The sequence below is a fragment of the Paraburkholderia sp. MM5482-R2 genome, from assembly GCF_050436125.1.
GTDB lineage: Bacteria > Pseudomonadota > Gammaproteobacteria > Burkholderiales > Burkholderiaceae > Paraburkholderia > Paraburkholderia tuberum.
Map to the genome: position 1 here is coordinate 93,407 of NZ_JBNDLP010000002.1, position 19,047 is coordinate 112,453.

A 19,047-nucleotide genomic window follows, 5' to 3' on the forward strand; every position below is an offset into this window, starting at 1 on the left:
GCTTTGTTATCGGTCTATTAGCGTTGCCCCTGTGCGGGGCGGCACCTACTTTCTTTGCTGCTGCAAAGAAAGTAGGCAAAGAAGACAGCTCAAACCGCAAGCTCATAAGCGGGTCCCCTGGCTTGGAAGGGGTAGTGGTGCATCTGGAATCCGGGCCCCCGCACATTCCCCGTTCGTGACAAAGCCGTCATCCCTCCCACTCCGCACTACGTGCGTCGCGGACGGGTCTGCCAGGGAAACCAATGGTTTTGCCCGCGCAGCGGGGGCCCTCGGCTGCGCCTCGGCGGTGCGCCGAAACCACCAGTGGGTTTTGAACGGGGTTTCGGCGCGCGTAGCGCCGCCGGAAGAATGACTGCCTTGTCACTGGAGCGGAATGTGCGGGAGCACGGATTCCAGATGCACCACTACCTCATGCAGACCGAGGGATCCGCTTAAGAGTTGGCGGTTTGAGCTGTCTTCTTTGCCTACTTTCTTTGCAGCAGCAAAGAAAGTAGGTGCCGCCCCGCACAGGGGCAACGCTAATAGACCGATAACAAAGCAAGGAAAGGCCAAAAAAGCCAGAACAACGACAAAAAAAACCCCAAAAACCAGAAACGGCCAGAAATAGCCAGAAATAGCCCTTCTTTTCGACCCATAGCGCCGCAGGCAAATCAACAACAATCACCCTAACCCTTACTAGGCCAGCAACAAGCTGGCAACCCAAATGGCAACCACGACCGCCCCGCAACAAGCCGCGCCCGCCTCGCCGGGCCCCATGAAGCGCATCATCCTGATCGTCCTCATTGCGCTGATCGCCGCGGGCGCTGCCGGTGCCGGCGTGTGGTTCTTCATGTCGAAGCGCGCACCCGTCGCGGTATCGGCCGAAGCCGCGCCGGCGCAATCCGCCGTGCCGCTGTTCTTCCCGCTCGAATCGATGACCGTCAACCTGCAATCGGACGACGGCCAGCAACACTTCCTGCGCATCGGCCTCACGCTCAAGCTCGGCGATGCCGCCACCCAGCAGGCGCTCACCGATCACATGCCGGAAGTGCGCAGCCGCATCCTGCTCGCGCTGTCGAACAAGCACCCCGAAGAACTCGCGCCGCTCGAAGGCAAGCGCGCGCTCGCCGAAGAGCTGAAGACGCTGATCACCGAGCCGATTGACAAGGGCGCCGCACCGATCCGCGTGCAGGACGTGCTGTTCACCGAATTCGTCGTGCAGTGACGTGACGTTGTCAAGCGCTGCCATCATCAATCGCCAAGGGACGCACGAGGAATAAGCAATGGGCCACGAAGAGTTCATGTCCCAGGAGGAGGTCGATGCCCTTCTGAAGGGCGTCACCGGCGAATCCGACACGGAATCCGAGCAAAACGACCGCACGGGCGTGCGGCCGTACAACATCGCCACGCAGGAACGTATCGTCCGTGGCCGGATGCCGGGCCTCGAAATCATCAACGACCGCTTCGCGCGCCTGCTGCGCGTCGGCATTTTCAACTTCATGCGGCGCTCGGCGGAAATTTCCGTCGGCCCGGTGAAGGTGCAGAAGTACAGCGAGTTCACGCGCAACCTGCCGATCCCGACCAACCTGAACCTCGTCCACGTGAAGCCGCTGCGCGGCACGTCGCTGTTCGTGTTCGATCCGAACCTCGTGTTCTTCGTGGTCGACAACCTGTTCGGCGGCGACGGCCGTTTCCATACGCGCGTCGAAGGACGCGATTTCACGCAGACCGAGCAGCGCATCATCACGAAGCTGCTCAATCTGACGTTCGAGCACTACGCGGCGTCGTGGAAGAGCGTGCGTCCGCTGCAGTTCGAATACGTGCGCTCGGAAATGCACACGCAGTTCGCCAACGTCGCGACGCCGAACGAAATCGTCATCGTCACGCAGTTCTCGATCGAGTTCGGCTCGACGGGCGGCACGCTGCACATCTGCATGCCCTACTCGATGATCGAGCCGATCCGCGACATTCTCTCGTCGCCGATCCAGGGCGAGGCGATGGACGTCGACCGACGCTGGGTGCGCGTGCTGTCGCAGCAGGTGCAGGCCGCCGAAGTGCAGCTGAGCGCCGATCTCGCGCAGGTGCCGGTCACGTTCGAACAGATCCTGAACATGCGCAAAGGCGATGTTCTGCCGATCAACATCCCCGAGCACATCACCGCGAAAGTGGACGGCGTGCCGGTGATGGAATGCGGCTACGGAATTTTCAATGGTCAGTACGCGTTGCGGGTCCAGAAGATGATCAGCGCAGCCGACACGATGAAGGAAGGTGGATATGAGTGACCTGAACGCAAAGCCCGAGACCGATCTCGCGGCAGCCGAGCAACTCGCCGCCGGCGAGCTGTCCGCCGTGGAAGACGACGCGGCGATGGCCGACTGGGCAAGCGCGCTCGCCGAGCAGAACGGCAACGACGAAATCAACCCGGCCGCGGGCGCCGTGTTCCAGCCGCTGTCGAAGGCCGCGCCGACCTCGACGCACAACGACATCGACATGATCCTGGACATTCCCGTCCAGATGACGGTCGAACTCGGCCGCACCAAGATCGCGATCCGTAATCTGCTGCAGCTCGCGCAGGGCTCGGTCGTCGAACTCGACGGCATGGCCGGCGAGCCGATGGACGTGCTCGTCAACGGCTGCCTGATCGCGCAAGGCGAGGTGGTGGTCGTCAACGACAAGTTCGGTATCCGGCTGACCGACATCATCACGCCGTCCGAACGCATCCGGAAACTCAATCGATGAAACGTTTGGCAGGTCGCGGCGTGCTGCTCGCGTCGCTTTTCGCGTCCACCGTCGCGCACGCCGCCGACATGAACGCGGTCAACAACGCCGCGAAGATCGCCTCCGGTGTCGGCGCGGGCAGCGCGGTGCCGGCGCTCGGCGTCGGCGCGGTCCTGCAAACCTTCGTCGGGCTGGCGGTTGTGATCGGCCTCGTGTTCGGCTGCGCGTGGCTCGCCCGACGCTTCGGCCTGCAACCGGGCCAGCGCGGCGGTCTTGTGAAGACGGTCGGCGGCGCTTCGCTCGGTGGCAAGGAACGCGTCGCGGTCGTCGAGATCGGCGATACGTGGCTCGTGCTCGGCGCCGCGCCCGGCAACGTGCGGCTGCTGCATACGATGCCGGCGGGTGCCGTCGCGGCCGATACGGTTGCCGCTTCGCCAGCACCGCTTTCCGGCACTTTTGGTCAACGCTTTCGCGACGCCCTGAAAGGCGAAGTGGGCAAACGTTTCAACGCGCACCGCGGCGGGGATCGGTAATGCAGGTCAGTTTCAGGCAGTCAGCCTGGTTCTTCGCGCTTACGCGCCGTGCGGGGCGGGCGCTCCCCGCAGCGCTTCAACTCGCGCTGCCGGCACTGCTGTTCGCGCTGCCGACGCTGTCTTTCGCGCAAACCGCCGGCCTGCCGGCGTTCACGACGAGCCCCGGCCCCAACGGCGGCACGACCTACTCGCTGAGCGTGCAGACGATGCTGCTGCTCACGATGCTGTCGTTCCTGCCCGCGATGGTGCTGATGATGACGAGCTTCACGCGCATCGTGATCGTGTTGTCGCTGCTGCGCCAGGCGCTCGGCACGACCACGACGCCGCCGAACCAGGTGGTCGTCGGTCTCGCGCTGTTTCTGACGCTGTTCGTGATGTCGCCGGTGCTCGATAAAGCCTATAACGAAGGTTACAAGCCGTTCTCCGAAGGCACGATGTCGATGGATCAGGCGGTGGCGCGCGGCGTCGCGCCGTTCAAGACCTTCATGCTGCGTCAGACCCGCGAAAGCGACCTTGCGCTGTTCGCGCGCATCTCGCACGCGGCGCCGATGCAGGGGCCCGAAGACGTGCCGCTGTCGCTGCTGGTGCCGTCGTTCGTGACGAGCGAGTTGAAGACCGGCTTCACGATCGGCTTCACGATCTTCATTCCGTTCCTGATCATCGACATGGTGGTCGCGAGCGTGCTGATGTCGATGGGCATGATGATGGTGTCGCCGGCGACGATTTCGCTGCCGTTCAAGCTGATGCTGTTCGTGCTCGTCGACGGCTGGCAGTTGCTGCTCGGCTCGCTCGCGCAGAGCTTCGTCTGATATTTTTTCGACTCCTTGTTCCTCAGGCACTCACGATGACACCCGAAGCAGTCATGACGCTGGCCCACCAGGCCATGTACGTCGGCCTCGTGCTGGCCGCCCCGCTGCTGCTCGTCGCGCTCGTCGTCGGTCTGGTCGTGAGCCTGTTCCAGGCGGCCACGCAGATCAACGAAAGCACGCTGTCGTTCATCCCGAAGCTGCTCGCGATCGCGCTCACGCTGGTGATCGCCGGACCATGGATGCTGACCACGATGCTCGACTATCTGCGCCACACGATCACCAGCATTCCGACGCTCGTCAACTGAGCGCCGCTGGCACGCCTGCCCTCCCCACTCCATGTTCACGGTCACCTACGCGCAACTGAACGTCTGGCTGACCGCGTTCCTGTGGCCGTTCGCGCGCATCGCCGCGCTGATCGCGACCGCGCCGGTGCTCGGCAACATGTCGCTGCCCTCGCGCGTGAAAATCGGTCTCGCCGCGTTCGCGACGATCATCGTCGCCCCGACGATCGGCGCGCTGCCGCAGGTCACCGTGTTTTCCGCGGCCGGCGTGTGGATTCTCGTCAACCAGTTCCTGATCGGCATCGCGCTCGGCGTGACGATGCAGGTCGTGTTCCAGGCGATCGACGCGACCGGCTACTTCATCGGCCTCGGCATGGGCCTTGGCTTCGCGACCTTCTTCGACCAGCAGGCGACCGGCTCGGGCGTCGTGATCTCACGCTACATGACGACGATCGCGACGCTGGTGTTTCTCGCCGTCGACGGTCATCTGCAGATGATCGCCGCGCTCGTGACGACGTTCCAGTCGGTGCCGGTGTCGGCTAACCTGCTCGCCCCGCACGGTTGGCAAACGCTCGCGAACTGGGGCGGCTCGATCTTCTCGGCGGGGCTGCTGCTCGCGTTGCCGGTCGTCGTCGCACTGCTGATCGCGAACCTCGCGCTCGGCATTCTCAATCGCGCGGCGCCGCAGATCGGCGTGTTCCAGATCGGCTTTCCGCTGACGATGCTGGTCGGCCTGCTGCTCGTGCAGCTGATGCTGCCGAACATGATCCCGTTCTTCGTGCGCTTGTTCGATAACGGCATCGATGAGATGGGACGGGTCGCGGCGGCGCTGGGATAACGCCGAAATGGGGTGTCCATTTAACCGGAGTTAGCGTTTTGCCTCCACGGGCGGCTCGGCGAAGGTCGCTCCAAGCTGGGCGGATGTCCGCGTTGCCCCGGCGGCTTTGGAGGAACAGCCTTTGGGCGCTGGGTCATAACAAGGTCTTGGTAACGAACCGGTCCATGGGCGACAGCAAGCTCCATGACCCGATAGAACAGCATCCCTCGGCTACGTGAGCGGCGGCGGTTGAAACGGAACACGAACTCGTCCAGGTAACTGGGCAAGTGTGCAGAATCCACCGCTCCCTGGTGGGTGCCCAGGAGCCAACGTTTTGCAAGGGACGCTATTCGATGCACACCTGGCAGAAGTTCTTCGGGGTCCTCGCCCCGCGCCGACGCGGCCCGCTGGCTACGGCGGTCATGGATGTAACCATTCTTCTCCAGCCACCGGTAACCCTGCCAGGCATCGGTGATGACCGTCGCCCCGGGCTCGACGTTATCCAACACGAAGGAGCGAAGCGATTCCGAGGAGGCATCCGCCACGGGCGCCATTCGACAGCGCCCGAATCCCTTCGGCTCCACGATCTCGATCGCGATACACGTCAGGATCTTCTTCCCTTTGGCACGGCCTCCCGAAAGTCCGGATTCTTTGCCTCCGATGTAGGTTTCGTCCACCTCCACCTTCCCGCAAAGGCGCTCCCGATCGGGGCGAATCAGAACAGACCGCAGGCGATGAAGAATAGCCCACACCGTCTGGTAGGAGCCGATCTCCAAGGTCCGCTTCAAACTCAGCGCGGAGATCCCATCTTTAGCGGTAGCAAAATGCCAACAGACCGAAAACCAAACCGTGAGCGGAGTACGTGTCCGGTCAAAGATGGTGCCAGCCATCACCGATGTGCGGCTACCGCATCCAGTACACATGAACCGGTTGTCCCCAAGCCGCCATCCTCCGTGATGCCCACAGGACGGGCAGACGAAGCCGCAAGGCCATCGCAGCCATTCGAGGTAGTCCAGGCAGTCTGCATCAGTCGGGAACCAGGCCTGAAACTCCCCAAGGGACTTAGGGTAGTGGATGCTGGCGTGGGCGCGTTCCATTGCCCCAGTCTACGCTTAACTCCGGTCAAATGGACACCCCATACGCCGAAAATCGCGGACATAAAAAAACCGGCTCGCGCCGGTTTCTTTATTGCGCCGCCGGGAGCGGCATCAGCTGTTGATGTACTGGAACAGCGACATGTTCTGGATCTGCACGAACGCTTGCTGCGAAGCCTGCAAGGCCGCCTGCTCCATCGAGTACTTGCTGATCGTCGAGACCATGTCGGTCTGGGTCAGGTCCGCGAGATCGCTTTGCGTTTGCAGTGAGTTGGTCTCCGTCACCGTTTGCAGCGCCTTGACTTCCTGCTCGCGGCCGCCGACCGATGCCTGCACCGCGGTGACGTTGTTCAGCGTGTTGCCAAGCTGCGACAGGCCCGTATTCAACGCGTTCTGCAGGTTCGCCGAGGCCGCGGGGTTGCCGCTCACCGGCTGCTGGAGCGCGGCGATCATCGCGTTCAGGTTCGCGAACACGTTGGTGCCCGCCTGGTTGGCCGGCTGCACCGTGAATTTGTCGTTGGCCGCCGGCGTGCCTGTGATTTCGACGGTCTGGCCCGCGATCGTGATGTCCGAGCCCGCCGTATACGGCTGCACCGTACCCGCGACGTTGGTCGTCGTGTCAGTGACCGTGTAGGTGAGCGAGCTGCCGCTGCCGCTGAACTGGATCTGGTACGAGTCCGCGTTCCCCGCGTTGGTCGGATCCTTGACCGACACCGCGCCGATCACGCCGCTGCCGGTATTGGCCGGGTCGCCCGAGGCGATCGGCTGCGCGTTGGTCGCGCCGACGCTCATGAACACCGACAGCCCATTGTCACCGGTCGAGACCGCGTTGCTATCGGTGACCTGCACGGTGCGCGTGCCCGTGTCGCCCGTATAGGTGACGTTGCCGGCCGCATCGGTCGTGAAGGCCTGGGTCGAATTCTGGAAACCGGCGAACAGCGCATTGCCCGAGCTGTCGCTCGCATTCGCGGAGGTGACGAGCTGGTCGCGCAGGGCGGTCAGCTGCGCGGCGATCGCCGTGCGGTCGGCGTCGTTCAAACTGCCGTCGCCGGCGCGCAGGCCTAACGTGTTCGCGCTTTGCAACGTCGTGATGACGCTGGAGAGCGTCGAGTCCTCGGCCTGCAACGACGTGAGCGCCGCGTTCTGGTTCGTCGTGTACTGCGACAGCGCGGACGCCGTCGAGCTGAGCTGCACGGCCTGCGCGGCGCCGAGCGGATTGTCGGCGGGCGTGGTCAGGCTCTCGCCGCTCGAGATTTCCTGATAGATCTGCGACAACTGAGCCTGCTGATTGCTCATGTTCGCGACGTTCATGCTGAAGTACTGCTGGGTCGAAATTCGCATGGTTCCGCCTTACGAGAAGATGCCAAGCAAAGTCTGGAACAGCGTCTGCGCCGTCTGGATGACCTTGCTGTTGGCCTGATAGAGCTGCTGGTACTGAAGCAGGTTGGCCGCTTCCTCATTGATATTGACGCCCGACACCGACTGCTGCGCCGACGTGATCTGCGTGACGAGCGTGCTTTGCGCGGTCGCCGAGGTCTGGATCTGCGTGGTCTGGTTGCCGATGTTGTTGACGTAGCTCGCGTACGCGCCCGTCAGCGTCGAGGTGCCGCCGTCGAGCGCCTGCGCCGAAGTCAGGTTCGACAGCAGTTGCGCGTTGCGGCCGTCGTTGGTCGCGCCGGTGTTCGGTCCGATCGTGAACGAGTCGCCGTTGGCGGGCGTGCCGCTGATCGTGACCGTCACGTTGTTCATCACGCCCGCGCTCGCCGAATTGCTCGGGTTGGTGATCGTCAGCGTCGCGCCCGAGCTCGGCGAGTATGGCACCGCGGTCGTCGCCGAGCTGATCGTGTACTGCGTGGACGGCGAGCCGGCGACTGTCACCACCGTGCCGACCGGGAAGCCGGTCAGGCCGGTGCCCGCGGTGTAAGTGATCGTCGAGGTGCTGGTCGGCGCGCTGTAGCCGGCAGATACCGTGCCTTGCGTAATCGTCCCGGTGCCGGTGTTCGACGTCGACGCCGACGCGAGCACCGGCGCCGCGGCCGCGATTGCCGACGCCGACGTGGTGGTCAGCGCGAAGCCGTCGAGCGCGCCGCGGGTCGGTTCGACCGAGAACGAGTCGCCGGCCTTCATCGTGCCGCTCGCGACCGAGAACTGCAGGCCGCCGATCGGGTTGGTCAGGTTCGCCGCCGAACCGACGATGCTGCCGGTCTGGTTGTCGGTCAGCGTGTAGGTGCTGCCGTCGTACGACAGCGTGTAGTCGCCCGTGGTCGGCTGGGTCGCGTCGGCGAACGAGACACCGAGCGTAGCGTTGCCGGTGTTCTGCGAGTTCGCGTACACGGTCGGCGAGCCGACCGTGAACAGCGCGCCGCCCGCGGTGCCGTTCAGCGTCAGGCCGAGTTCGTTCTGCGCATTGACCTGCGCGGCGAAGCTGGTCGCGATCGCGCCGAGTTGCGCCTCGGCCGGATCGAGCGTTTGCGAGCGGAATTGCAGCAGTCCGCCCAGCGTGCCGCCGGACACGCTCGTGTCGGACAGCGTCTGCGGCGTCGGTGTCGGCTTTGCCCCGGCCTGGCCGAGATACTGGACCGACAGCTCGCTCGGATCACCCGACGAAGTCGCCGTGCCGAGATTGAAGCTGTTGCCGGCCAGCACGAGCGGCTGTCCGCTCGACATGAACAGGCTATAGCTGCCGTTGTCCTGCACGACCGACACGCCGATCAGCTGGGACAGGTTCGACACCGCCTGGTCGCGTTCGTCGAGCAACTGGTTCGGCGGCTGGCCCTGGTTGCTCGCCTGCGTGATCTGCGTATTCAGCGACGCGATCTGCGCGGTGTAGGTGTTGATCTGCGTAACAGAGTTGCTCAGCTGCGTGTTGACGCTCGAGCGCAACTGGTCGTACTGCTGGCCCGCCGCGTTGATCTGGTTCGCGAGCGTCTGCGCGTCGCTGACCGCGGTCTGCCGCGTCGACACGCTCGACGCGTTGTTGGCGACGTTCTGCAGCCCGGTGAAGTAACCGCTGATCGCGCTCGCAATCCCGGCGGTCGGACTGCCGACGAGGTTGTTGAGCTGGGTGATCATCGTGTTGTACGCGGTGAGCGCGCTGCTCGACGACTGCGCGTTGTTCAGCTGGGTCGTCAGGTACTGGCTGTACGCGCGCGTCACGGTGTCGGTGGAGACGCCCATCGGCAGGTAGCCGGAGCCGGTATACGTGCCGCCCGTCTCCGAATACACCGGGGTTTCCATCGTATAGCCGGGTGTCGACGCGTTGCTGATGTTCTCACCAGTCGTCGTCAAACCCCATTGGGCCGCGTTGAGTCCGCTAAGGCCGATATTCAACAGATTGCTGGACATGCGTCATCCTGAAGGGCGGCATCGCAGACATGCCACCGCGTTAGTGGAACATCCTCTTTAACGGCCCGACGTGCGAAAAATTGAGGGCCATTCCACTTCGTTTGCGCTCGCCGCGATGTCGATGTTTGCGCGACGTTGCCGCGCTGTTGCCTCCGACGCGAGTGCAACGTTTGCTTCCTCGGCCAAAGCGTTCGCGCGGTGCCGGGCGTCGCGCGCACGGCACCGCGCGTTGGCTCGCCGCTCAGCGCGCCAGCGAGCGGCGCTTCATTTCGAGCTGCGTGATCAGCCGCTGCAGCGTGTTTTCCGCGCTGCCCGGCAGCGACAGGAAACGGAAGCCGAGCTGATAGCGCTGCGTGCCGTTCGGCAGCGCGAGCGAGCGATGCGACACGAGCTGCAGATCGAGCGACAGACGGCCGAGCGCGCCGAGCGTGAGCTCGCAGTCCATCAGGCGCGCGCCCATCGGCAGCGCGGCGACGCGCAGGTCGGTCGTGCGCATCCCGACGCCGCCGAGCGACAGGTCGTGCACCTCGAAGCGGAAAGTGTCGCCCTCGGGCAGGCGGCCCGTACACATGAACGGGTCGAGAATCGGCGCGGCGACGCGGAAGTACTCGCGGCGCTGCACGTAGAACAGCACCTCGGGGAAGTCGGCCTCGAACGCCGGCATTCCCTCGAAGCGCGTCTCGCGTGGCGTCGGGGTCGTGAACTCGACGCGCACGCCGTCGGGCGACGCGTGGAACTGGCAGCGCGGCGCGTTGAGCAGCCCCTTGTTCTGATCGGCGAGCGCGCCCCAATCGAAGGTGAAGGTGCGCTCGCGCACGTCGACGTCGAGCAGGCGCGTGACGATCTGCCCGCCCGCATATTCGACGGTGAGGAAATCGCCGCGATTGACGATATTGCGCAGCTGCACGCCGATTTCCAGCGGATTGCGGCGGCCGAAATCGGAAGCGCTCTCGTTTTGCGGGACGTGCGGCTGACCGTTCGTGTCAGTCAGGCCGTTCGACTGGTTCATATCCATGGGCTTGCCGGTAAGCATGTTCTTGCGGGCACGTGCCAGGGCCTAGCCATGGACTCTGAGGGTCTTCATGCAAAGCCGCAACACACGCGTTCGACCGGACCTTACAGCGCTATTCCGGTATCGGGTCTAACTCGTTAGCGGCAGCATCGAGCCAAAATTTAGGGGCTCAATTTAAATATTCGCCGGAAAATTTCGCGCAAACGTTAAAAGCGTATCTGCCCTATTTTCCGCGACCTTGCTCGCCCCGGACCCTGCGGAGCTTTTTACCGATGCCGGTTTTTCTGCTGCTTTTATCGCCGCTTTTACCGACACCTTTAAAACCGCTTTAATGCCCGTCGCGTGCGTTATTTTTAATCAGCCCATTTTCTGCATGATCGACAGCAGCTTTTTCGCGTAATGCGGATCGGTTGCATAACCGGCGCGCTGCATGCCGTTCGCAAAACCGTTCACGTCGCGCGACGAATTGATCACCTGCGCGTAACGCGGATTGCTCTTCAACATGCTCGCGTAATCGGTCATCGCTTCCTGGTACGAGTCGTACGCGCGGAATTTCTCGACCGTGCGCTGCGGCTTGCCGTTCACGTACTCGGTCGTGACCGTCGACACGGTCTTGCCGGTCCAGTCGTTGCCCGCCTTGATGCCGAACACGTTGTGGCTCGTCGAGCCGTCGGCCTTCTTGATCTCGCTCTTGCCCCAGCCCGATTCGAGCGCGGCCTGACCGATGATGAAGCGCGCCGGAATGCCGGTCGCCGCGCTCGCGGCCTGCGCCGGCGTGGCGAGCTTGTCGACGAAGGCGTCGACCTTCGACGAGCTGCCGTCGCCGCGCACCGGTGGCGTCAGCGCGCTATTGGCCGAGTAGGCGCGGCCGAGCCCGAGCTGACCGTTGGCCTGGGCGTTGCCGTAGGCACGCGCGAGCGCGTTGAGCGCCGCGCTCTGGCCTTCGTCGCCGCCGCTACCGCCGCCGAGCGCGTTGGCCATGCCGGCGAGACCACCCGCCGCGCCCGCGCCGTTCGCGCCACCCACCTGCATGCCCTGGTTGCGCATCAGTTGCTTGAGCATCGCGTCGGCCACGCCGATGCCCTTCTTCGACAGCTGCTGCGCCATCTGCTGATCCATCATCGACGTGAACGTCGCCGTGTCGTGCGAATCGAACGGACCGTCCTGCGGCGTTGCATCGCGCATGCTCTTCAACATCATCTGCGTGAACACGGCGTCGAACTGCTGCGCGGCCATCTTCATGCCGGCTTGCGGCGAGGCCTTCGCCTGCGCGCTGAGTGCGCCGAAGCCCTGCACGTCGAGCGCGAACCGGCTGGTCAGATCGTTGGCGGAGTTGACGCTATTGGTCGTATCGGAATTCATCTCGCGTGCTCCTTAGATGATTTCAAGGTCGGCGCGCAATGCGCCGGCTGCTTTCATGGCCTGCAGAATCGACATCAGATCCGCGGGCGTCGCGCCGAGCGCGTTGAGCGCCTTCACCACTTCGGCGAGGTTCGCACCGGCGTTCACGAGTTTCAGCGAGCCGTTATCCTGCTTCATCTGGATCTGCGACTGCTGCGCGACCACCGTGCGGCCGTTCGAGAACGCGCCCGGCTGACTCACCACCGGCTGCGTATTGATCACGACCGACAGATTGCCGTGCGCGACCGCGCAGTTCTGCAGCGTGACCATCTGGTTCATCACGATCGAGCCGGTGCGGGCGTTCAGGATGACCTTCGCGGCGGCCTGCCCGGGCCGCACTTCGAGGTTCTGCAATTGCGCCATGAACGAGACCTGCTGCTGCGGATCGGCCGGCGCGCGCAGCTGGATCGTGCGGCCGTCGAGCGCGGTCGCGGTGCCGCTGCCGAACGCGTTGTCGATCGCCGCGACGACGCGCTGCGTGGTGTCGTAGTCCATGTCGTTCAGGTCGAGCTGCATGGTGCCCGCCTGCGACACCGCCGTCGGCACCGAGCGCTCGACGATCGCGCCGCTGGTGATGCGCCCCGCGGCGAGCTGGTTGACCTGCACCCTGCTGCCGTTCGCGCTCGCGCCCGCGCCGCCCACGGCGACGTTGCCCTGGCCGAGCGCATACACCTGGCCGTCGGCGCCCTTCAGCGGCGTGAGCAGCAGCGTGCCGCCGCGCAGGCTTTTCGCATTGCCGAGCGACGACACCGTGATGTCGATCGCTTCGCCCGGCCGCGCGAACGGCGGCAGCACCGCGGTCACCATCACCGCGGCGACGTTCTTCAGCTGGATGTTCGACAGCGACGACTGCGAGTTGCTGGAGCCCGCCGCCTGGTTGTTGATCGAGATGCCGAGGTTCGCGAGCATGTTCGCGAGCGTCTGCGTCGTGAACGGCGTCTGCGTGGTCTGGTCGCCGGTGCCGTCGAGGCCGACCACGAGGCCGTAGCCGATCAGCGGGTTGTCGCGCACGCCCTGGATCTGCACGAGGTCCTTCAGGCGCTCCGCGTGCGCCGGCGTCGCGGCCGGCAGCGCCGCGCAGGCGAGCGCGACGAACATCAGTGCGCGGCCCGCGCGCGACAGCGTGTTGAAGACGGTACCCATGATCACCACGGCGCCACGTTGAGGAAGAACCGCTGCAGCCAGCCCATGGTCTCCGCTTCGTTGATGTAACCCTTCGCGGAGTATTCGATTTTCGCGTCGGCGACCTGGGTTGAGTACACGGCGTTCAGACTCGAAATCGTGTTGGGATTCACGACACCGGAAAAGCGCACGAATTCATTGCCCTGATTGATCAGCATCTGTTTCTCACCGCTCACGATCAGGTTGCCGTTCGCCTGCACGCCGGTCACGGTCACGGTGATCGTGCCGTTGAACGTATTCGACGCGTTCGCGCCGCCGGTGCCGGCAAAGCCGTTGGCGCCGGTCGCGTTCAGGTTGGTCTTGGCGAACAGGCCGCCGAGAAAGCCCGCGGTCGGCACGCTGAAGTTCGTGCTGCCGTTGCGGCTCGCATTCGCGCCCGAGTTCTTCGTCGCGTTGATGTTCTCGGCGATCACGATCGTGATGATGTCGCCTACGTTGCGTGGCCGCTGGTCTTCGAACAGCGGCCGACCCGCGTAGCCCGGGTTGTAGATCGAGCCCGGCGCCTGCGCCTGCGGCGGCAGCGGCGGCACCGCGTTCATCGGCTGCTGGGTGATCGGTTCCCTCGGCAGTTGGGCGCAGCCGCCGAGCGCGGCGAGCAGCGTGAGCTGCACGAGCGCTTCGGCCGTGCGCGAATGAACCGGAGTGCGAGTGGAATGCGACATCATCGTTTACCGCCTTAAATTTCCAGTCCTCAAACCTGCATCTGGCTCAAGGTCTGCAGCATCTGGTCGGAGGTCGTCACGGCCTTGCTGTTGATTTCGTACGCGCGCTGCGTCTGGATCATGTTCACCAGTTCCTGCACGACGTTCACGTTCGACGCTTCCACGTAACCCTGGTTGAGCGTGCCCGCGCCGTTCAGACCCGGCTGCGACACGTTCGGCGCACCCGACGACGCCGTCTCCGAGAACAGGTTCTCGCCCTTGGCGTCGAGGCCGGCCGGGTTGATGAAGGTCGCGAGCTGCATCGTGCCGAGCTGCTGCGTATTGCTCGAGTTGGCCACGGTGATCGACACCGCGCCGTCGCTGCCGATCGTCAGCGAGGTGGCATTGGTCGGGATCGTGATCGCCGGAATCACCTGGTAGCCGCTCGACGTGACGAGCTGACCCTGCGCGTTGGTCTGGAACGAGCCGTCGCGCGTGTAGGCGGTCGTGCCGTCGGGCATCTGCACCTGAAAGAAGCCTCCGCCGTTGATCGCGACGTCCTTCGAGTTGCCGGTCTGCTGCAGGTTGCCCTGCGTGTACAGACGCTCGGTCGCGACCTGTTGCACGCCGGTGCCGAGCTGGATGCCGGACGGCAGTTCGGTTTGCTGCGTCGAGTTCGCGCCCGGCTGGCGGATGGTCTGGTACAGCAGATCCTCGAACACCGCGCGCGAGCCCTTGAAGCCGTTGGTGCTGACGTTCGCGAGGTTGTTCGAGATCACGTCCATCTGCGCCTGTTGCGCATTCATGCCGGTGGCGGCGATATACAGTGAGCGGTTCACTTATGGTTCTCCAATGTCGGGCGGAGTTGGCGCTTTAGCGCTTACTCCGGCCCCATGCAAAGCGGTCTCGGAGCGCGCCTCGAAGGGCGCCCCGCGGCAATCCGTTAGCTGAAGCTGAGCAGCTGGTTGGCGGACTGATCGTTCTTGTCGGCGTTTTCCAGCAACTGCGTCTGCATCTGGAACTGGCGCGCGTTGGTGATCATCGAGACCATCGCGCTGACCGGATTCACGTTGCTGCCTTCGAGCGACGCCGGCGCGACCGTCACGGTCGGATCGGCGTCGGCGGGATTGCCGTCGGCGGTGCGAAACAGACCGTCATCGCCGCGCGTGAGCGACTGCGGATCGGGATTGACCAGCTTCAGCTGATCGACGGTGACCACAGCGGTGGGCGGATCGCCCGGCGTCAATGCCGACACCGTGCCGTCCTTGCCGATCGTGATCTGCGCGCCCGGCGGCACCGATACCGGCCCGCCGTTGCCGAGCACGACCTGATTGGTCGCGTTCACGAGCTGGCCGTTTTCGTCGATGTGCAGATTGCCCGCGCGCGTGTAGGCCTCGTTGCCGTCGGCGGTCTGCACCGACAGCCAGCCCGGCCCCTGAATCGCGACGTCGAGCGGATTGCCCGTCTGCTGGATCGGCCCCGGCGTGTAGTCGGCGCCCGGTGTCGACGACAGCACGAAGGTACGGGTCGTGTCGTCGTTGATCGCGCTGCCGTCGCCGAACGACATCGGCACGGCGCGGTAGGTTTCGAGCTGCGCGCGAAAGCCCGTGGTCGACGCGTTCGCGAGGTTGTTCGCGACGATCGCCTGCTGTTCGAGCGCCTGCGCGCTGCCCGACATCGCGGTGTAGATCAGCCGATCCATGAAGAACTCCTGTTCGCTTACAGGTTGATCAGGGTCTGGTCGACGGCCTGCTGGGTCTTGATCGTCTGCGCGTTCGCCTGATAGTTGCGTTGCGCGGTGATCAGGTTGACCAGCTCGCTCGTCAGATCGACGTTCGAGTTCTCGACCGCGCCGCCTTGCAGCACGCCGTGATTGGTCGAGCCCGGCGTCGAGATCTGCGCGACGCCCGAGGCAGCCGTCTGGCCGTACTCGTTGTTGCCGAGGTCGACGAGGCCGTTCTGGTTCGAGAAGTTCGCGAGCACGATCTGGCCGAGCGCCGCGGTCTGCCCGTTCGAGTAGTTGCCCGTCAGCGTGCCGTCGGAGCCGACCGTGAAGCTCGTCAGCTGGCCCGCCGCGTAGCCGTCGGTCGACAGGCTGTTCACGCCGTCCTTGCCGCCGTACTGCGTGGTGCCGGCCATGTTCAGCGTGACGTTCTGCGGCGTGCCCGAACCGTCGGTGGTCGGGATCGACATCGTGAACGCGCCGAGCGTCGCGGTCGCGAGGCCGGTCGTCGCGTCGGTCGTGCTGACCAGCGTGCCCGACGAGTTGAAGTTCGCCGTGCCGATCAGGGAAGCGGTGCCGGTCGACGGGCCCGCGTACACGTTCCACGTGCCCGAGCCCGTCTTCGCGAAGTACATATTGACGGTCTGCGAGCCGCCGAGCGTGTCGTAGACGGTCGTGCTCGTCGAGTAGTTGTAGGTCGACGAGCTGTTCTGGTTGAACGTGGTCGGGTTCTGCGTGATCGTGTAGCTGTCGTTGGCCACCGGCGTGCCGCTGAACGTGATGCTCTCGCCGTTGCCGAGCGTGATCGCGGTGCCGGCCGTGTAGGGCTGCGACGCCGTGGTCGTGCCGAGCGTGTTGTCCGTGACCGTGTAGGTGGTCGGGCTCGTGAAGTTGATCGTGTACTGGTCGGTGTTGGTGCCCGCTGCCGCGTTGGTGATCGTCGCGCCGGTCGTGTTCAGCGTGCCGGCGTTGGTGCCGCCCGGCGTCGCGGTCGGCGCGCCGAGCATGATGTTGTCCTGCGCGTTCAGGTTCAGGCCCGCGGTGATCGAGGTGGTCGCCTGCGGCGCGATGTTCGCGGTCGGCACCGTCAGCGGCACGGTCTGCGCGGTGTTGACGATGCCCGCGCTATTGGCCGCATAGCCCATCAGATCGAGGCCCTGCGCGTTCGTGATGAAGCCGTTCTTGTCGAGCTGAAACACGCCGTTGCGCGAATAGGTCAGCGTGCCGTTGTTCGACATCTGGAAGAAGCCGTTGCCGTTGATCGCGACGTTCAGCGCCTGGTTCGTCGTCGTGAGCGTGCCTTGCGAGAATTGCTGCTGCACTTCGGAGAGTTGCGTACCGATACCGATCTGCTGGCTCGTCGCGGTCGCGACCGAATTGGCGTACATGTCGGCGAATTCCGCGGTGCCGCTCTTGAAGCCGACGGTGTTGGCGTTGGCGATGTTGTTGCCGATCACGTCGAGATCGCTCGACGACGCCGACAGACCGCTCAAACCTGTTTGGTAACTCATGACGTACTCCGTATCTGTAAAGTCGTAACTGAATGGATCCGGACTACAGGATCGCTGCGACGCCGGTCAGGTCGACCGTCGAGCCGTTCGACAGCACGAGGCCCGGCGTGCCGCTGCTCTGCTGGACGACGCTTTCCACCGTCGCGCCGGTGAGCGTGGTAGCCGTCGCCTGCTGGCCGTTGATCGTGCCTGTCGCGGTGATCGTGTAGGTGCCGTCGGCGAGCGTGTTGCCCGCCGAATCGGTCGGCGTCCAGCCAACCGGAATCGTGCCGGCCGACTGCTTGCCGAGATCGAGCGTGTTGACGATCGTGCCGGCCGAGTTCTTCACGACGATCTGCAGGTCGCTGACGGAGTTCGCGAGCGTGACGCCGAACTCGTTCGTCTGGCCGCTCGCCACGGTGATCGAGTTGCCCGGTGCGAGCACGGTCGAACCGATCAGCAACGCGGCCTGCGATTGCTGGCCCGCCGACAGCTGCGTCGACAGCGAGGAGAGCGACGTATTGAGCTGGCTGATGCCCTGCACCGTGCTGATCTCGGCGAGCTGCGAGGTCATCTGCGAGCTGTCCATCGGATTGGTCGGGTCCTGGTTCTGCATTTGCGCGACGAGCAGCTGCAGAAAGGTGTTCTGCAGGTCCGCCGCCGACGTGCCCGACGTGCTGCTCGACGTGCTGCTCGACGTGCTGCTCGTCGAGCTGGTCGCGCTCGAGCTGCTGCTCGTGCCGTTCATCGTGTCGAGCAGCGTCTGCGAAACGGTCGTGCCGCTGCCGCCGATCGTGGTGTTGGTGGTCAAGGCTCTCTCCTCAGGTTCCGATCGTGAGCGTTTTCAGCATCAGGGTTTTGGCGGTGTTCAGTGTTTCGACGTTGGCCTGGTACGAGCGCGAGGCCGAGATCATGTTGACCATCTCCTGCACCGGGTCGACGTTGGGCAGCGTCACGTAGCCGTTCGCGTCGGCGGCCGGATTGCCGGGCTCGTACGCGGTCTTCATCGGCGACGGATCGTCGACCACGCCCGTCACCTGCACGCCGCCGACCTGCTGGCCGGAGCGCGTGCGCGCGCCGCCGAGCGGGCTCACCGCGAACACGACCTGCTTGGCCTTGTACGGCTGACCGTCGGGGCCCGTCGTGCTGTCCGCGTTGGCCAGGTTCGACGCCGTCACGTTGAGCCGCTCCGACTGCGCCGACATCGCGGAACCCGCGACACCAAAAATGTTCATCAGGGATGGCATGTTTCCTGACCTCTCCTGCCGGTTCGCACCGGCTTTACGTTAAGTCCCGTAGCGTTTCTGTTCGTGCGCGCATGCTGCCTGTGTTCAGCAGCTATGCGCCCTGCCTGGGTGCCGTGCTCGTGCCCGGCTTACGACGAGCCCGACGTGATCGCCGACAGCATCGTCTTGATCTGGTTCGACACGACCGTCATACCCGACTCGAAGTGCACCGTGTTGTCGGCGAACTGCACGCGCTCGGTGTCGACGTCGACCGTGTTGCCGTCGAGCGCCGGCTGCAGCGGAATCCGGTATTGCAGGTTGCCGTAATCGTCGGGGCTGCCGCCCGTCGCCGTCAGCGTGGCCTTGCCGCTCATGTGGCCGGCCTCGGTCGTGTTCATCGACATGCCGCTCGTCACGCCCGCGGGTTGCGTCATCGCGAGCGTCGAGCTGTTCGATGCGCCTTGGGCCGCGGTGCTGCCGCCCGTCTTCTTCAGTGCGCCGGCGAGCGACGACGCGAAGTCGATATCGCGCGCCTTGTAGCCGGGCGTGTCGGCGTTCGCGATATTCGACGACAGCAGTTCCTGCCGGTATGCGCGCACATCCATCGCCTGCCGGCCGAATGCGAATTCGGCATCGAGCTTGTCCAGCATCGGAATCTCCCGAGAACGTTTCCAAGGCCGTCCCGTGTGCGCATCGTGAGACACGCGGCGGGCGCGAAGGCCTTTTTGCATGTGATGCATCTTATGGGCCGCGCGCAAGCGGCAATCGGACGAATAACCGGGAAAGGGGGCTTCTA

20 protein-coding genes and 1 pseudogene are annotated in these 19,047 nt (G+C 64.5%); 7 read left to right on the forward strand and 14 right to left on the reverse strand.

Translation table 11 applies throughout. From position 1 onward, the window contains the following. Positions 1-360: 360 nt before the first annotated feature. Positions 361-660, reverse strand: a complete 300-nt coding sequence (locus OKW37_RS03490) for a hypothetical protein (protein ID WP_429408035.1) — start codon at positions 658-660, stop codon at positions 361-363. A gap of 43 nt (positions 661-703) precedes the next feature. On the opposite strand from OKW37_RS03490, the gene fliL reads away from it, so the two are divergent. The 7 genes from fliL to fliR are packed head-to-tail and all read left to right on the forward strand — an operon-like array spanning position 704 to position 5,158. Continuing rightward, positions 704-1,204 (forward strand): flagellar basal body-associated protein FliL, encoded by a 501-nt coding sequence (gene fliL / locus OKW37_RS03495; protein WP_090802533.1) that lies wholly within the window; start codon positions 704-706, stop codon positions 1,202-1,204. A 58-nt stretch (positions 1,205-1,262) separates the two neighbouring features. Further along, the gene (gene fliM, locus OKW37_RS03500; protein ID WP_184065889.1) at positions 1,263-2,261 is read left to right on the forward strand and encodes a flagellar motor switch protein FliM; all 999 of its coding nucleotides are present in this window, start codon (positions 1,263-1,265) and stop codon (positions 2,259-2,261) included. After that, the gene (gene fliN / locus OKW37_RS03505) at positions 2,254-2,718 is read left to right on the forward strand and encodes a flagellar motor switch protein FliN (RefSeq protein WP_090802529.1); all 465 of its coding nucleotides are present in this window, start codon (positions 2,254-2,256) and stop codon (positions 2,716-2,718) included. Before fliM ends, fliN begins: the two co-directional genes overlap by 8 nt. Next, a complete protein-coding gene (fliO, locus tag OKW37_RS03510; RefSeq protein WP_429408033.1) occupies positions 2,715-3,230 on the forward strand; it encodes a flagellar biosynthetic protein FliO in 516 nt (171 codons plus the stop codon). Before fliN ends, fliO begins: the two co-directional genes overlap by 4 nt. Then, positions 3,230-4,039: a flagellar type III secretion system pore protein FliP gene (gene fliP / locus OKW37_RS03515; protein WP_184065895.1), complete on the forward strand. Its 810-nt coding sequence runs from the start codon at positions 3,230-3,232 to the stop codon at positions 4,037-4,039. Before fliO ends, fliP begins: the two co-directional genes overlap by 1 nt. Positions 4,040-4,074: 35 nt before the next feature. Continuing rightward, complete coding sequence (gene fliQ, locus OKW37_RS03520) at positions 4,075-4,344, forward strand: flagellar biosynthesis protein FliQ (RefSeq protein ID WP_090802525.1); 270 nt, start codon at positions 4,075-4,077, stop codon at positions 4,342-4,344. Positions 4,345-4,375: 31 nt separating this feature from the next. Beyond that, on the forward strand, positions 4,376-5,158 hold the full coding sequence (gene fliR / locus OKW37_RS03525) for a flagellar biosynthetic protein FliR (RefSeq protein ID WP_090802523.1): 783 nt from the start codon (positions 4,376-4,378) through the stop codon (positions 5,156-5,158). A gap of 137 nt (positions 5,159-5,295) precedes the next feature. Here the strand turns inward: fliR and OKW37_RS03530 are convergent. The 13 genes and pseudogenes from OKW37_RS03530 to flgB all read right to left on the reverse strand — a co-directional run. After that, a pseudogene (locus OKW37_RS03530) lies at positions 5,296-6,234 on the reverse strand (IS1595 family transposase); the annotation flags it as partial. Between the two features lie 111 nt (positions 6,235-6,345). Then, on the reverse strand, positions 6,346-7,572 hold the full coding sequence (gene flgL / locus OKW37_RS03535) for a flagellar hook-associated protein FlgL (RefSeq protein ID WP_184065899.1): 1,227 nt from the start codon (positions 7,570-7,572) through the stop codon (positions 6,346-6,348). A gap of 9 nt (positions 7,573-7,581) precedes the next feature. Beyond that, positions 7,582-9,576: a flagellar hook-associated protein FlgK gene (flgK, locus tag OKW37_RS03540; protein ID WP_429356302.1), complete on the reverse strand. Its 1,995-nt coding sequence runs from the start codon at positions 9,574-9,576 to the stop codon at positions 7,582-7,584. A gap of 241 nt (positions 9,577-9,817) precedes the next feature. Next, positions 9,818-10,591, reverse strand: coding sequence for a flagellar brake protein (locus tag OKW37_RS03545; RefSeq protein WP_184065917.1), 774 nt, complete (start codon positions 10,589-10,591; stop codon positions 9,818-9,820). Positions 10,592-10,945: 354 nt separating this feature from the next. Next, on the reverse strand, positions 10,946-11,950 hold the full coding sequence (gene flgJ, locus OKW37_RS03550) for a flagellar assembly peptidoglycan hydrolase FlgJ (protein ID WP_184065931.1): 1,005 nt from the start codon (positions 11,948-11,950) through the stop codon (positions 10,946-10,948). A 12-nt stretch (positions 11,951-11,962) separates the two neighbouring features. Beyond that, a complete protein-coding gene (locus OKW37_RS03555) occupies positions 11,963-13,132 on the reverse strand; it encodes a flagellar basal body P-ring protein FlgI (RefSeq protein ID WP_026225507.1) in 1,170 nt (389 codons plus the stop codon). A 2-nt stretch (positions 13,133-13,134) separates the two neighbouring features. After that, the gene (flgH, locus tag OKW37_RS03560) at positions 13,135-13,833 is read right to left on the reverse strand and encodes a flagellar basal body L-ring protein FlgH (RefSeq protein ID WP_184066049.1); all 699 of its coding nucleotides are present in this window, start codon (positions 13,831-13,833) and stop codon (positions 13,135-13,137) included. A 29-nt stretch (positions 13,834-13,862) separates the two neighbouring features. Continuing rightward, positions 13,863-14,651: a flagellar basal-body rod protein FlgG gene (gene flgG / locus OKW37_RS03565; RefSeq protein WP_187612742.1), complete on the reverse strand. Its 789-nt coding sequence runs from the start codon at positions 14,649-14,651 to the stop codon at positions 13,863-13,865. Between the two features lie 104 nt (positions 14,652-14,755). Next, positions 14,756-15,514, reverse strand: a complete 759-nt coding sequence (gene flgF / locus OKW37_RS03570; RefSeq protein WP_184065937.1) for a flagellar basal-body rod protein FlgF — start codon at positions 15,512-15,514, stop codon at positions 14,756-14,758. Positions 15,515-15,531: 17 nt separating this feature from the next. Further along, positions 15,532-17,046: a flagellar hook protein FlgE gene (locus OKW37_RS03575; RefSeq protein ID WP_429408028.1), complete on the reverse strand. Its 1,515-nt coding sequence runs from the start codon at positions 17,044-17,046 to the stop codon at positions 15,532-15,534. Between the two features lie 43 nt (positions 17,047-17,089). Next, complete coding sequence (locus OKW37_RS03580) at positions 17,090-17,836, reverse strand: flagellar hook assembly protein FlgD (protein WP_429408026.1); 747 nt, start codon at positions 17,834-17,836, stop codon at positions 17,090-17,092. A 10-nt stretch (positions 17,837-17,846) separates the two neighbouring features. After that, positions 17,847-18,272, reverse strand: a complete 426-nt coding sequence (gene flgC / locus OKW37_RS03585) for a flagellar basal body rod protein FlgC (RefSeq protein ID WP_026225509.1) — start codon at positions 18,270-18,272, stop codon at positions 17,847-17,849. Between the two features lie 128 nt (positions 18,273-18,400). Then, the gene (flgB, locus tag OKW37_RS03590; protein ID WP_429408024.1) at positions 18,401-18,901 is read right to left on the reverse strand and encodes a flagellar basal body rod protein FlgB; all 501 of its coding nucleotides are present in this window, start codon (positions 18,899-18,901) and stop codon (positions 18,401-18,403) included. Between the last annotated feature and the right edge of the window lie 146 nt (positions 18,902-19,047).